Origin of the sequence: Pseudomonas syringae group sp. J248-6 (genome assembly GCF_032586995.1) — a bacterium.
GTDB classification, from domain to species: domain Bacteria; phylum Pseudomonadota; class Gammaproteobacteria; order Pseudomonadales; family Pseudomonadaceae; genus Aquipseudomonas; species Aquipseudomonas amygdali.
On the sequence record NZ_JAWHOP010000001.1, the window covers coordinates 39,286 to 52,175 of the forward strand.

Genomic DNA, 12,890 nt, shown 5'->3' on the forward strand with positions numbered 1-12,890 from the left:
ATTGGCCCCCTGCATGCTCCGTGTCTCCTTGGCTAACTTAGGGTTCTCGCTGTTGAACCCGAGGAATACAAAGTGAGCCACGACAACAACAAGATCCACGATTGCGCCGACGCGGTGTGCATTATCGGAAGCGGCCCTGGCGGGCTGTGCATGGCGAGGGCGCTCAAGCGCCAAGGCCTCGATTACGAGCAGTTCGAGCGACACAGCGAAGTGGGAGGCGTATGGGATATCAATAATCCCGGAACCCCGATGTACCAATCGGCGCACTTTATCTCCTCTCGCGATCAGTCAGGGTTTATCGACTATCCCATGCCCGCGCACTTTCCCGATTATCCGAGCAATCGACAGATTTTCGAGTACGTTCGCTCTTTTGCGATGGCGTTCGATCTGTACGACAGGATCCGTTTCAACACTGCGGTCAAAGACGTAGAAAAAGAACAGGATGGACGCTGGCTAGTCACGCTGGCCAACGGTGAACGACGCCGCTATCGCGCGGTGGTGTGTGCCACCGGCTGTAACTGGGACCCGAACATGCCCGAAGTGAAAGGCCAGTTTGAAGGCACCGTTCGGCACTCGGTAACGTACAAGAACCCCGACGAATTCAAGGGCAAGCGGGTGATGGTCATCGGCGCGGGCAACTCCGGTGCCGATATTGCCTGCGATGCGGCCAAACATGCCGATAAAGCCTTTATCAGCATGCGTCGCGGCTACCACCTCATTCCCAAACATCTGTTCGGAATGCCGGTTGATGAATTCGGTGAAAAGGGACCGCAACTGCCAATGTGGCTGGCGCGCCCGGTTTTCCAGACGATTTTGCGGGTCATCAATGGTGATACCCGGCGCTTTGGCTTGCCCAGGCCGGACCACAAGCTCTTTGAAAGCCACCCGTTGCTCAATACCCAGTTGCTGCACTACCTGCAGCACGGCGATATTCAGGTAAAGCCGGACGTGTCCCACTACGAGGGTCGGCACGTGGTGTTCAAAGACGGCACGCGTGAGCCGCTCGATCTGGTGCTCTATGCCACCGGGTATAAATGGAGCTGCCCCTATGCCGCGAAATATTTCGAGTGGCAGGGCGGTCGGCCCCGGTTGTACCTGTCTATTTTCAGTCGTGAGCATCACAACCTGTTCGGCATCGGGTACGTCGAGACCAACTCGAGCGCCTATAAGCTGTTTGATAGCGAGGCGCATGCTGTCGCTTGTTACTTGCGTGACCAATTGCATCAAAAAAACCAGGCCAGTCATTTCGATCAGTTGATTGCTACCGACGACCCGGATCTTTCCGGGGGAATCAAGTTCGTCAAATCCCAACGCCACGAGGTGTACCTGGAGGCGCATGCGCTCAAGAAATACCTGCGCAAGCTGTTTCACAGCCTAGGCTGGCCTGCGGTCGAAGAGGGCTATTACAAAAGCCTGCGTAAAGGTGCTGGCTATATTGCTGCGCCAATGCAACAGAAGGTCGCCATTCAGGAGACGTGCTTATGAAAACGGTGGTTCTGATTACCGGCGCGGCCGGCGGCATTGGCCAGGCGATCTGCGCCCAGCTGATCCGCAGGGGCATGCAACTGATACTGGCGGACATCGACGAAAAGCAGCTGCGCATGTTGGCTGAAAACCTCGGCGAAGATGCTTTTCCCTATGTAGTTGATCTGACCGACCAAGAAAGCCTGGCAGGCTTGATGACCTACATAGAGTCAGAGTTTGGCCGACTTGACGTGTTGATCAACAATGCCGCCATTGCAGTAGTCGAAGCGTTTGATACACGCTCGGTGGAAAGCATCAGTCGAGAGCTCAACATCAATCTCGTCGCACCGCTGATCCTGACTCGTCTGGCCATTCCGTTGCTCAAGCGATCGAGCGACGCTCGGATCATATCCACTGTTTCACTGGGGGGCGTATTTCCCACGCCCGAATCACCGATCTACTGCGCCAGCAAGTTCGGACTGCGCGGCGCAATGCTCTCGATCGGACTGGATCTGGCCGAAAAGGGCATCAAGGTCGGTTCCATCCTGCCAACCGCGACAGACACCCAAATGCTGCGCAAGGAAGCGATCGAAGGCGGCAACGCTTTACAGTTCATTGCACCGCCACAATCGCCGGACGACGTCGCACGTCAGGTGTTACTCATGCTCGACAAACCGTGCCTGGAACGGACACCGAAACCGAGCGAATCCTTGGCATCCAGTCTGGCTATGCTGTTCCCCAACCTGTTGCCGCGCACCACCCGATTGCTGCAAAAGCGCGGAGAGAAAGGCATGAAGAAGTACATCGAGTCGCTCGGCGAGCGTGGCCTGGCGCACCGGGTGGAGGGGGTTTGGCGTTTGAAATAGCAGTCGTCTGTGCTGCGGACAATACAGAGCGTTTCAGGGCTAAGGGCTTGCGGACATCGTTCGTCCAGGGGCGATGACAGTTGATCGAACCGGACGGACGGTTGCGTGGAGATCATTGAAAAGCGGCGCGCTGATGCCAGTGCGGAACTTGCTGCTCGGCCATAAGCAGGTATCGTGTGGGCGTCAGGTTGTAACTGCACAGCTCTGAGCAGGCTACAACTGTATTTTTCGAGGCGTGATATGTGCAGTCCTTCGCGCCGACGATACAAGGATTATTTTAATGAAAGCTTTTCAGATCGGATCTCAACAAGGTCTTGACGCCCTGACCGCGACCACTCGACCCGAGCCGGTTGCCGGACCGGGGCAAGCCATTGTGGCGCCTCGTCTGGTGAGTCTCATCAGTCGTGATGTCCAGATCCTTCATGGCGTTTACGGTGCCAGACAGGAGCCAGAGCGCATTCCGGTTTCCGAAGGTGTGGGCGAGGTCATCGCTGTAGGCGAGGGCGTCAGTCAGGTCAAAGTGGGTGACCGGGTTATCTGCGGTCACTTCCCGGACTGGCTGGAAGGCCCATTCAGAATCGACGTGTTTGCCCATGACGTCGGTGTAACCCACGACGGCTGGCTGGCGGAAAAAGTCGTATTACCCGCCGCAGCGTTGATTCGCGTGCCGGACTCGCTGGCTGACCAGGATGTTGCCGCGCTGGCATCTGCGGGCCTGACAGCCTGGAACGCGCTGATGGAAGTGTGCAAGGTCAAACCGGGCGAGCTGGTCCTTTGTCTGGGAACCGGCGGGGTGGCGCTGGCCGCTTTGAAGCTTGCCAGGCTCCACGGCGCGCGCGTGGCAATCACCTCATCAAGTGACGAAAAACTGGACATCGCCCGCCAGCTGGGCGCGGAAATTACCATCAATTATCGAACACACCCTGACTGGGCAGCGCAAGTCATGGCGCTCACCAATAACACCGGTGCGGACATCATCCTCGAAACCGGAGGCCAGGACACCCTGGGGCAATCCATCGCTGCCGCTGCCGTCAACGGACGTATCGCGGTCATTGGTGTGACTCCAGGGCAGCACTCTCCGATTCCCGATTACCTGTCCCTCATCCTGAAAAATTTAACCATCAGGGGCATTGCCAATGGTAGCCGCGCGATGTTTACCGACCTCATACGCGCAATCGAGGCAAATGGGGTTGAAACCGTCGTTGCCAGGACGTTCAAATTCGCTGATGCCCCCCAGGCCTATGCTTATTTTGCTGCGGCAAAGCATATAGGGAAGGTGTTGATCGAGTTTGAGCGCGACTGAGGGCAGAGCACAGGATCATCCGGAGAATGGCGAAAGGCTTACACGAGCTGGAGTGGATCCACTCTGTACGGCGCCACTGCGAAGGAGCAATCTACACCCATCAACTGCAAGCGCAGGAAGCGCTTCACAGGTCACGGATGATCACCATTGCCGGGATGGCTACCGACAGGATGTTGGAATGGTATTGATGGAAAAAACAACCCGCTTCGGCGGGTTTTTTTATGCGCGCAAGTAATGGGCGCGCCTGCAAACGTAATCGGCAACGGTTTCGCGAATGACTTGAAGATGAGGGACCTATGCAGACGCATACCCAAGCCCAAAGGCGGCGAAAGGTGTCGTGTCGGGCGGGATCAGCAGCCGCGTCCAGCAGCGGCGACGATAAATTTGAGGTTCTTGCCCTCGACTTTTATACGTCGGGCGGTGCGGTGATGATAGTTGGCGAATGCCGGATGGCGCAGCGGTAGCGAATCGAGGCGTGGATCAACCGGTCGACAGATCGCACCGCTGCATGATGGGAGAATCTTTGAAAGTGATGCAACAATAAAAAACCGCCTCCGCTCAGACCGCCTTCTGAAGCATCTCGACAGCGACGGGACGCTGCACCCGGTGTGCGGCATGCAGCCATCGAAGCAGTGCACTACGACCACCGATGCTCATTTTTATCGCTGCGCGCTTGAAGTAGCTTTCCACTGTGCTGACTTTCAGATCAAGCCTGTCCGCCAGTTGAGGCACAGTGAGACCCGCCAGCAGCCCTACGCAGACTTCGGTTTCGCGGGAAGACAGGCTAAGTTCCGATGCCTCAAGGCGACTGAGGAAACGCTGGCGCAGGCCTTCCATGGCATCATTGTTTTTCAAGCTGTTCATGGCAGATGAGGGTGTTGTCGAAACAAGGGTAGGGGTCACGGTTGCAATGTGTTGCTTCACGATCGGCAAAACGACCCAGGATAAGTCCTTGAGCTGAGCACGCTCCTGACTGGTGAATGCCTTGGCAGAGGGGGCTCGATAAACCGACAGTACATATTGCCCCTTGCCCGGGTACGCGAGGTGTACCTGGGGGCGAGAAGCATGAGCCTGAAGGTGACCTGGATTTTTTTGCGCATTGTAGGCCGGCGATTCAAACCTGATGGATTTATCGACCCGTGTATCTGCCAGCTCTGTGGGGCTCAGCAGAACAGGCTCAAGGCGCCTGCTATCGATACCTTGGTTGAGCACCTGGTGCAAATTTCCACCAAATGCACCAATGGGGGGAGCGCCGGCCGCTTCGCTCGTAGACCGAGTAAGCCCTTGAATGACATGGGTAGCATCCACGGGGAGCGAGGCCGTGATCATCTCATGGAGCAGGCGGGCGAAGTGGCGGCTTCCGATACCGGAGATCACTTTGCCAAGATGCGGGAAGAGCTGTTGCATGTTCATCGGTATTCCTTTTTCCGTTTAAAAAGAGACACGCCAAGGCGCAGCCTTGATTCAGCAGATGAGTTCAGGAGTGCATTGTCTTTTCGAAGACTGCAGTCAAACAGGTTGTATGTAGACCTTAATATAATGTTCACGCTTACTGAACATAGGCTGAATCTGAAGCCATAGCGAACGACGCCGAAGAGCATGCCGTAATAAAAAGTCAATCGTGTTACGGAAAACGAGAACACTTGCCATGATCAATACACCTTATTAGAACGATCTTTTTATCGATTTTTATTGAACTTGGCATTGCCGTGGAAGAGCAGGTAAATACGAATCACTCTGGGTAATGGCAGCTGTATAGGAAGATACACCGCGCACGACGGGCCTCTGCAGGGCCTGTAGCAACGTAGCAAAGACATTCGATGGCATAGGCATGATGGTCCACTCCTATCAATATCCATGTTGTCAGCGTATCAAAACAGGTCGCTGGTGGTACGGGGGAGTGCAACACTGTGTTTATATTAAGGCAATCATACTAATCACAGACAAGTCGAAAAAAGTTGGCCGATGACCTAAGACCGGCGAAAGCCTGCAGGGTTCAAAATTCACGTCTAGATTATAATAAAAAAAACACAATGAAAAGAAAAGTAGTGGGCCAGGCGATTTTAAACAGACAGGCGAATGAGGCGTTATCTGGTACGTTAGTGCAAATGGGCTGCGCAGAGTAAAAGACATTTTTCAGAGCACGCTTGTTTTTATTTTATGTCTGCCGGTTTTCCTGCAGATCATTTGTTAATTCTTTCTCGCGGAACCGTAGCCTCACTCGGTTTAGCCGATTGACTGGCTGCGCGAGACGATTGGGCAGGAGACGGCTTTCTGCGGGGAAGGTGAACGCGGAGCGTCCGGCAACGTGATGCCACTTTGCAAGCCACCCCGGCAACGTGCTTCTGCCAGCATTTGGCTATCATGGTTGATACCGCCAGAGCACCTGGTACGAGATGCGTCATACCGCGTACCTTTAAGCTCATCCGCCAAAACTCAGGCCATTTGGGCGACGCCTGTCATCCACTTGACCAACCCGTGTCGTCCTTTCACACCAAGCTTGGCCGCAGCACGCTTCAGATAGGTCTCGATGGAGCTGTTTTTGACGTGAAGCTTGTCGGCCAGCTCCGGAACAGTCGCCCCGGCAAGTATGCCAAGGCAGATTTCCTTTTCACGGAGTGACAATCTGACCTCGGAATGGCTGAGCTTTTCGTTGAACTCGCGCTGAAGCTGCTGCCCGCCCTGGGTGACCGCATCGTTGTCAGCATGCGCAGTGCACAATGTTCGGGTGGTCTGAGCGTGCCGCTCCAACAGTGGCAGCAGGGCCTCTGAAAAATTCTTTAAAAACGATAATTCGTGCAGCGAAAAGTCACGTTGGTGATGTTGGCGGTGCAAGGAGATGACGCAGCGTCTGTTCGACTTGCGCGACACCAGACTGCAATGGTAGGTACCCGCCGAACCAGAGCTGGCCGGTCCAGTGCAACTACTAAAGGGTGGCTTCAGATGAATGAGCAGGAAGTCGTCCACATTGACCATTCGAGCGAGCAGCATGTCGTGGTCCTGCGAAACCGTCAGATTCACCGGCTTCTGCTCAGCGTACTCTCGCCCAAGGGGCTGAATGCTGATGATGCTGCCTTCATTCTCGTCAATCGTCCATTCACTCAGGTCCAGGAAATCGATCGGTACGGTGGCCGCGATGATCTGATACATATTCGAAGCAAATCTTGCATCGCCTACGCTCGAGATCAGTTTTCCCAATTCCAGAAAATACGCTGACTGGTCACCCGTCATTCGTAAATTGGCTTTCATTACACATTTGCCCCCATGGCGTTAGTCTCCAGTTAAACCAAAAGCAACCTCATCTCACATACTGCTCAGCCCTCTCGATGCCTGACATTAAGCATAATGTAAGATTGTAGGACAATACTACTAGCGCGTTAAAGAATTTACACATAGCGACTATTCCTAGTCTGTAGGGGAAAGGGGGGACAAATGGCTCGATACAGGCAGATGCTCTATTTTCGACACGGTTCTGTAACGCCTGCCAAGGCCGGTAGTGGCAATAGGATGTTTCGTCTCAGAATAAAGATGCTCTAAATGCCATGGCTGCTACAGGAAAATCAGGCGAATATGGCCGCCAAATAGTGACGTTTAAATTGAGACATTCCACTTGTGTGTGGTCTCCGAAATAATGTCCCTGAATGCGGGGACAGACGGACGTACGACCTGATGTTTCCATAAGCACGTGACTGCAGGGACGTTTGCTGCTGCACGAAACAGTCGCGGTGGCGCGGGGAGATTCTCATGTACGCCCTTTATTTCGGTGTTGAACAGTTGATCCAGACGAGATCAATAATTCCTGTTGAGCGGGAAATACAGTGAGGATTTTCGGATTTTTCAGGAAATTGAATTTCCGCAAAATCCTTTTAAGGATCGTATTGATTGATCTGGCGTTCTCGCTGGCTGGCTATGCCTTCTATAAGGGCGTTAGCGGTGAAGAAGAGCCTGTTTTTCTATCCGCCGCAGCGGAAATAACGGATATCGAACACGCCGTACTGGCACAAGGCGTGCTGCAGGGCCGTAATCAGGTGGACGTAGGGGCTCAGGTTTCCGGGCAATTGCAGTCACTGAAAGTCGCGCCAGGTGACAAGGCCCGGAAAAATCAGCTATTGGCAGTAATCGACCCGCTGCCAGCAAAAAACGCTTTGCGACAGGCCGCTGTGAAGGTCGAGCAACTCACTGCAGAGCGGGACGCGACCGTTCATAAATTGACGCTGGCAGAATCGAATTACCGCAGATATCGAGAGCTGGGTTCAACGATGGCCGTTTCTAAAGCGGATCAGGACAACGCCCGATTTGAGCTCGAGAACGAGCGCGCCAACCTGACGTCGCTCTCCGCGCAGTTACAAAAGGCCCGCATCAACGAAGAGGCCTCCCGTATCAAGCTCGAATACACACGAATCCTGGCACCCATGGATGGTCAGATCCTCGCTATTGTCACCCAGGAGGGCCAGACGGTCATCGCAGACCAGATCGCACCGGTCATTCTGAAGATGGCGCAACTCGACACAATGACCGTAAAGGCGCAGGTTTCCGAAGCCGACGTGGTCAAGATCAAGCCCGGGCTTGCGGCTTACTTCACCATCCCGGGCGATCCGGACACACGCTATACCAGCACCCTGAGCGCCATGGAGCCTGGCCCTCTGGACGCTGCGAGCTCGTCCGGCGGATCAGGCGAAAACAAAAAGGCCGTGTTCTACAACGCTCTATTCGACGTACCCAACCCCCAGGGCCGGTTCTACATCAACATGACCGCCAACGTCAGGATAGTGCTCGAAGCGAAGACCGGAGTATTGACGATTCCTGTTGGCGCGCTGGGCGAACGTCGGGAAGACGGGACTTACAGCGTACGGGTATTGGGCGAGGATAACGAAGTCAGGACACAGCAAATAGAGTCAGGGATCAATAATCAGGTAAGGGTTGAAGTACTTTCGGGGTTGAAAGTTGGAGACAGGGTTGTCATTGGGGAGGCTGGGGGCGGTCAAGGTGTGTGACGGTATGGCAATGACGTGCCGGGCAACAAAAAACGTCCTGAAGGCCTTTCATTCGACGTTAACGCAATAATGGAACACGACTAAGACTGGCTTGACTCATTGGGCGGAGCGTTTTTCCTCACGTTGTGAGGGCCGTAAACTTCGATGCTTGCTTTAGAACTTCCCTGAACACCTGGGTGCTGGCACTGCACACCAGTAGTTTTCCTTTTTTTGGGAAATAAAGGGGTTGAAAAATACATCTATTCTGGAGTGTTGGTGATGACCATGTATTACGTCGCAATTGCAATGCTCACGCTGCTGCTGGTGCCGGGACCGACCAATTCGCTGCTGCTCCAGTCCGGGGTCAATCGCGGCCTTGGTATGTATTCACTGAAGTTGATTGCTGCCGAATGGACGGCCTATCTGATTCAGATTACCGCCTGGGGTATGTCCATTGACGCACTCGCGAATTATGGGTGGGTGGTGATAATGACCAAGATCCTGGCAGTGGCTTTTCTGTTTTACATTTCTCTGAAACTATGGTTTTCAACGCATCAGGACACAGACGGAAAGCCCGCTGTGATCTCGATATCGGCATTATTTCTGGCAACACTAAACAATCCGAAAGGGCTTTTTTTTGCGACGTTCATAGCGCCCGCCGGCACCTTCTTGCAGTTCGAAAGTTATGTTTCATTCATGACGGTATTTTCGTTGGTCGTTCTGCCTGTGGGCATAGCGTGGGTCGGACTGGGCGCTCTGTGTGGCCGAAGCCTGCCAATGCTGATGTCGAGCAATCGAGTCAATAGATTAGTGTCATTAGTGATTGGGCTGTTCGCGATTATTGCGTTGTATAACGTGGCTTCAACAGCGCTATTCACCTGACCTGCCAATACGCGTTCGCAGGCCGTACTTTAAATACATATCTAACACTGACGGTCTGTTTGTGTTCAGTCAGTGCGTGGAGCAGTCATATGAACTCTCAGGACATCGTGCTTAGCGACGATGAGGAAAGAGAACTGAGTCGGCGCGTAAATGCTTCAGCCACTGTCAGTCAACGCGAGTCTCGCCGGGCGCTGGTGATTTTGCTGGCGGCTCAAAAGCTGTCTCGTAACGAGATTGCCTGGTTGACCGGTCTCTCCGTTGTTTCAGTCACGCGCTGGTGCAAGCGTTTTCAAGAGCTGCGGCTGCAAGGTCTGATGGATCTGCCCGGAAGAGGGCGCAAGCCGTCCCTGCCGGCTGAAGCGCTGAGACTGACCCTTGAGCAAGTCACCAAGCCACGTACCGATCAGGCTCGCTGGAGCTGTCGAAGCATGGCACGAGTCGCTGGCATATCACCGGCCAGCGTTCAACGCATCTGGGCCGCAAACGGCATAAAGCCGCACCTGACATGCGCTATTGAGTTGCCCGACGATCCGGACTTGAAAGATAAATCCTGAGACGCTATTGCGTCGTAAATGCTGGGCAGGACGCTCGCTCGCGACGCGATATGCCAGACGCCCTGATTGATGGCTGTCATATCGCTATCGCGGGCACGATCACTTTTGGTATTTCATAAGCCGGTCGCACCTATTGGCACATAACCCCAACGCAGGTCGGGGCTGCTGTCAGCCATGATTGTGCATCGGCTCCCGGCGCGCGGGAATCAGATCCCGGGCCGAATAAAAGCCCTGCACCAGGCGATTTTTGGCTCGGTACTCACACATCACGAGCAGAGTATCCGGGGGAGGAGTGACCGTTGATTCGTGCTTGACCACCATGATTTTGCCGCTCGAGCGAAGGCGTACATGTGCTCCAGATTCGAATGTGCCCATCTTCATTACCTCACAAGGGTTTTGATGTACGTTCCGTCCAGCCGCCGCCCAGTGCCTTGTACAGATTGACTTCGGCGGTCAGCTGGGACAGTCGGTCGGTGATCAGGTTTTGTTGAGCGCTGAACAGAGAGCGCTGTGCGTCGAGAAACGTCAGGCTGTTGTCGACGCCAATGCGATAGCGGCGCTCGGCCAGGCGGTAATACTCCTGGTTGGCCTGTACCAGATCGTTCTGCGCCTTCAGCTGGCGCTTGTAGGTCTGGCGTGCAGCGAGGCCATCGGAAACCTCCTGGAAGGCGGTCTGGATCGATTTTTCGTACTTTGAGACACTGATATCTTTCTGGATCTTCGAATAATCCAGGCTCGCCCGCAGATTGCCGGCGTTGAAAATCGGGATGTCGATCTGCGGTGAAAACACCCAGCCTGCCGAGCCACCTTTAAACAGGCCGGACAGTTCGGTGCTCGATGTGCCAGCGTTGGCAGTCAGGCTGATGCTCGGGAAGAACGCTGCGCGCGCGGCACCGATGCTGGCGTTGGCCGACTGCAACTGGTATTCGGCTTCAAGAATGTCCGGGCGTCGCTGCAGCAGATCAGAAGGCAAGCCAGCCGGAACTTCGGCGAGCCATTCGGAGGCCAGCGGACGGTTTGGCGCGCTGTCTGCGACCGTCGTGCCCACCAACAAAGTCAGGTTGTTGAGATCCTGAGCGACCTGGCGCTGGAACGTTGCCAGGCTTGCCCGTGCGCTTTCCACCGAGGTACGTGCCTGGGCCAGGTCCAACGACGAAGAGGCGCCGACTTGCTGGCTGCGAGCGGTGAGGTTCAAGCTTTTCTCGTAGGAAGCCAGCGTGTCCTGATTCAAGGCCAACAGTTCCTGGTCGGCGCGCCAGGTCAGGTAGGCGGTGGCGACACTCGCCACCAGACTTAACTGAGTGCTGCGCCGGGCCTCTTCGCTGGACAGATAAGTAAGCGAGGCCTGGTCGGTCAGGCTGCGTATGCGTCCAAATAAATCCAGCTCGTAGGCGCTGATACCCAGCGTTGCCGAATAGCTGCCACTGGTGACCGGGCTGCCGGTCTGCGTGATGCTGGCGGGCTGGCGCTGTCGGGTCCCGCTACCAGTGGCGCTGATCGCGGGAAACAGATCGGCGCGCTGGATGCGATATTGCGCTTGATAGGCCTCGACGTTGAGGGCTGCCACACGCAAGTCTCGGTTATTGTGTAAAGCGCTCTCGATGAGCTGTTGCAGCGTCGGGTCGCGGAACAGGTCGCGCCACCCCATGTCCGCCGCCATGGGGCCAGAGAGTACTGGAGCGTAGGCGGGTGTCTGTGGGTAGTGTGCGGCAACCGGCGCTGCCGGCCGCTGATAGTCCGGAATCAGTGAGCAACCGCTCAAGGACAGCACAGCAACCAGCCAAGGGCTGAGGGATTTGCTCATCATGCTCCTATCATCCACTTGGCCAGCCCATGTCGACCGCTGATACCCAGCTTGGCGGCGGAGCGCTTTAGGTAGGTTTCGATGGAGCTGTTCTTGACGCAGAGTTTTTTTGCGATCTCAGGGACTGTGGCGCCAGCCAGGAACTCCAGGCAGGCTTGCCTTTCCCGCGTTGACAGCACGACATCGCTGGCACTCAAGCGCTCATTGAACTCGCGCTGCAGTTGCGTGTGCTCCATGGCAGCCAGGCTGTTCGTCAGCGTTCCTCCGCTTTTCACGCGGTATTGGCGGTGGACACTGGCGTGCCGTACCGACAGGGGCAACAAGGTTTCCGAGAGGTATTTCAAAAATGACAGTTCTTGCAACGAGTAATCTTTGTCTGCTTGCGGGCGGTGCAGTGAGATCACACAACAACGATTGGCCTTGCGCGAGACCAGGCTGCACTGGTGAGAGGTGCCGGAAAAGCTAGTGTCCTTGTTGTTTTTCATCCGTGCATTCAAGTGGATCAACAGATCGTCGTTCGCTTCCAGCACGCGCTTGACCAGCGGATGATCGTTGCGGTGCCTGGCACGGGTCGGACACACCGTTTGCATCTGCGGATTCAACTCAGTGCCCGCATAGCCCAGCAATTGAACATCGGTCACCGCCGATTGACTGTCGTCAACGGTCCACTCGCTCAGCTCGACCCGGCTGACGGCCAGCGATGTGTTGATGAACTGGTGCATGTTACTCAGAAACATGTCATCCCCGACGCTGGATACCAGCTTCCCGAGTTCCAGATAAATGTGCGGTTTCACTTCATCTTTGGCATTCGCTCGTCGGTTCATATGTCCATTCCTGCAGATCAGAAGTTGCGTGCAATTCTGTCGACCAGACCGTGAATTCCGTCCTCTGGATGCTCAAACCTTTCGCGCCTCAACATCACTCGAATCCGGTATCACGCATGAATGTCTTCAAAAAAACGATTCAGCTAGAGGCTACAATTAAGCTGGGTTGCGCAGGAGAAGTCTGTCACGGGATACCGGGACATCCTGCGCAACCCTGCGG

Annotated in this window: 9 protein-coding genes and 1 pseudogene; 6 read left to right on the forward strand and 4 right to left on the reverse strand. The window is 55.1% G+C overall.

Annotation, left to right across the window (positions count from 1 at the left end; genetic code table 11):
- The first annotated feature begins 114 nt into the window (after positions 1 to 114).
- The 3 genes from RYC17_RS00170 to RYC17_RS00180 all read left to right on the forward strand — a co-directional run bounded on the left by RYC17_RS00170 (position 115) and on the right by RYC17_RS00180 (position 3,633).
- Positions 115 to 1,485 (forward strand): flavin-containing monooxygenase, encoded by a 1,371-nt coding sequence (locus RYC17_RS00170; protein WP_410478441.1) that lies wholly within the window; start codon positions 115 to 117, stop codon positions 1,483 to 1,485.
- Complete coding sequence (locus RYC17_RS00175; protein WP_058401364.1) at positions 1,482 to 2,330, forward strand: SDR family NAD(P)-dependent oxidoreductase; 849 nt, start codon at positions 1,482 to 1,484, stop codon at positions 2,328 to 2,330. Before RYC17_RS00170 ends, RYC17_RS00175 begins: the two co-directional genes overlap by 4 nt.
- Before the next feature lie 280 nt (positions 2,331 to 2,610).
- Positions 2,611 to 3,633, forward strand: coding sequence for an NAD(P)-dependent alcohol dehydrogenase (locus RYC17_RS00180; RefSeq protein WP_316902074.1), 1,023 nt, complete (start codon positions 2,611 to 2,613; stop codon positions 3,631 to 3,633).
- A gap of 558 nt (positions 3,634 to 4,191) precedes the next feature.
- Here RYC17_RS00180 and RYC17_RS00185 read toward each other — a convergent pair.
- Complete coding sequence (locus RYC17_RS00185) at positions 4,192 to 5,046, reverse strand: helix-turn-helix domain-containing protein (protein ID WP_058408585.1); 855 nt, start codon at positions 5,044 to 5,046, stop codon at positions 4,192 to 4,194.
- A gap of 1,023 nt (positions 5,047 to 6,069) precedes the next feature.
- Positions 6,070 to 6,882, reverse strand: a complete 813-nt coding sequence (locus tag RYC17_RS00190; RefSeq protein WP_080394911.1) for a helix-turn-helix transcriptional regulator — start codon at positions 6,880 to 6,882, stop codon at positions 6,070 to 6,072.
- A gap of 569 nt (positions 6,883 to 7,451) precedes the next feature.
- On the opposite strand from RYC17_RS00190, the gene RYC17_RS00195 reads away from it, so the two are divergent.
- From RYC17_RS00195 to RYC17_RS00205, 3 genes and pseudogenes are all read left to right on the forward strand, one after another.
- A complete protein-coding gene (locus tag RYC17_RS00195) occupies positions 7,452 to 8,627 on the forward strand; it encodes an efflux RND transporter periplasmic adaptor subunit (RefSeq protein ID WP_193600970.1) in 1,176 nt (391 codons plus the stop codon).
- Positions 8,628 to 8,885: 258 nt separating this feature from the next.
- The gene (locus RYC17_RS00200; protein WP_316902076.1) at positions 8,886 to 9,488 is read left to right on the forward strand and encodes a LysE family transporter; all 603 of its coding nucleotides are present in this window, start codon (positions 8,886 to 8,888) and stop codon (positions 9,486 to 9,488) included.
- An 89-nt stretch (positions 9,489 to 9,577) separates the two neighbouring features.
- Positions 9,578 to 10,036 (forward strand): annotated as a pseudogene (locus RYC17_RS00205) (helix-turn-helix domain-containing protein); the annotation flags it as partial.
- Positions 10,037 to 10,427: 391 nt separating this feature from the next.
- Here RYC17_RS00205 and adeC read toward each other — a convergent pair.
- Positions 10,428 to 11,846 carry an AdeC/AdeK/OprM family multidrug efflux complex outer membrane factor gene (gene adeC / locus RYC17_RS00215; protein ID WP_316902385.1) on the reverse strand — a complete coding sequence of 473 codons (1,419 nt, stop codon included), beginning with the start codon at positions 11,844 to 11,846 and terminating at the stop codon, positions 10,428 to 10,430.
- A complete protein-coding gene (locus tag RYC17_RS00220) occupies positions 11,846 to 12,670 on the reverse strand; it encodes a helix-turn-helix transcriptional regulator (RefSeq protein WP_122280350.1) in 825 nt (274 codons plus the stop codon). The genes adeC and RYC17_RS00220 overlap by 1 nt, the downstream gene beginning before the upstream one ends.
- Between the last annotated feature and the right edge of the window lie 220 nt (positions 12,671 to 12,890).